This window comes from Phyllobacterium bourgognense (genome assembly GCF_003337575.1).
Classification (GTDB): domain Bacteria; phylum Pseudomonadota; class Alphaproteobacteria; order Rhizobiales; family Rhizobiaceae; genus Phyllobacterium; species Phyllobacterium bourgognense.
This window is the reverse complement of the sequence record NZ_QPJM01000055.1, coordinates 1-1,564: the sequence shown is the minus strand read 5'-3', so window position 1 is coordinate 1,564 and position 1,564 is coordinate 1. Positions and strand designations below refer to the sequence as shown.

Sequence of the window (1,564 nt, the reverse complement as noted above, 5' to 3'; positions counted from 1 at the left end):
ATTCACGCCGCCAACGCTGTCATCCTCGACGGCGGAGTATGGCTACTGACCGACTTCAACGAAAAACCAGTGGCAACCAGCGTCAAGGAGCCGCCCCCCGAAATTCAGGATGACATCGTCAGAATGCGGAAGAATCTGGAGCGAATCCAGGTGCCCAGATTGAACGACGCCGATATTGCCCTTTGGATAAACGGGACAGTGGCTCACCTGGTTCAAGACAGATTCAACCAACTCCCTGCCGCAAACAGGACCGCAACCGTCAAGTCGGTGCAATTCAACGGCCGGCTTGCCGATCAAAAATGGAGAGACGAAGTTCTCGGTGAAGGCGGGGTTTTCGCCGAGCCTGCTGACCCAGGAGCGGTAGTGGCAACAATAGAGATCAATGCAGTCGGCATATCTTGGACCAAAGGGCGACGCTTGAAAATTTCACTCAACGCGCAGGTCGACGCCAAGGCATCCGTGGATCTGCATGTCGACCCCTTGATAGGACGAGGCGTCGGTACGACGGTCAACCTGCTCGGAAATGCGAGCATAGCGTCCGGGTTCGATGCGCGCTTCGAAATAGGCGAGGTGGGTGGCAACACAATGGTGATGCTAAAGCCCGATATCGGTTGCCGCAACATCAAGCTGATGCTCAAGACAGACAGAAAAGCGGAGTTCGAGGAAGCTTGGGCATCAGTTCGGTCAGTCGGCGCAAACGTTACTCTTCCCGTTGGCCTGCAGACCACCCCGGATGTGCCGCTCCTGAGTGATTTGCCTTTTCAAAGACAGGGCCGTGGCCCGGATGGTAAACCGCTCAAGGTCAGTGGCGGGGAAGACCACTTGCTGTTCACACCGGCGTGGGCCGAGGCCCAGTACGCACTCGTCCCAAAACGGGTCGAAGGTGATGATGGAGGACTCTGGATAGCAGCCAATCTGACCATCAAATTGCTTGGCTCCGAGTCGGCAGACTACGATCGCGCTGCTGCAGAAAAGAAACTGGTTGCCGCGATAATCGGAGGACAGGGCAGGACCAACTGCCCGGGCGAACCCGCCTTCGTGGTGACGATCGGCGATCTTGAGTTTGGCGGCAACAAAGAGCTTGTGAAATTCTTCCAGGGACGAGGACTGCCTTTGCCGCAGATACTAGGTGGATTGCCCGGCATTCCTGGCACAGGCCCCACGATACCATCCCCAATATTGCCCACTCCCGGCCCCGCCATTCCGATACCATCTCCGATACCGTCCACTACCGATCCAACAATTCCGAATATACCGTCCCCGATGTCTCCTCTTCCCGACTCTACAATTCCGAATATACCGTCACCCCTACCGCCAACTCCCGGTCCAACGAGCAATCCGTAGAAATGCTGCACGATCTCTTTTGACCAAGACCTTACCAGCGGTTGGTGCAGGCCGAAACGGGACTTGAAGTTGCCTTGGTAGGGTTGGTCTCCACGTTAGTGGCAACTATGACCGCTCCTGGCGCGAAGCATGTGTAATCGGGCGGTCCCCCCAGGGACGAGCTCCCACTACTATCCCGGCTTGACCGAGATGAAGGGAGATGACGATGTTTTATGCTGCT

1 pseudogene is annotated in these 1,564 nt (G+C 56.5%); it reads left to right on the top strand.

The features are described 5' to 3' along the window. Nucleotides 1-1,344 (top strand): annotated as a pseudogene (locus C7476_RS28485) (hypothetical protein); the annotation flags it as partial. Nucleotides 1,345-1,564: the final 220 nt, after the last annotated feature.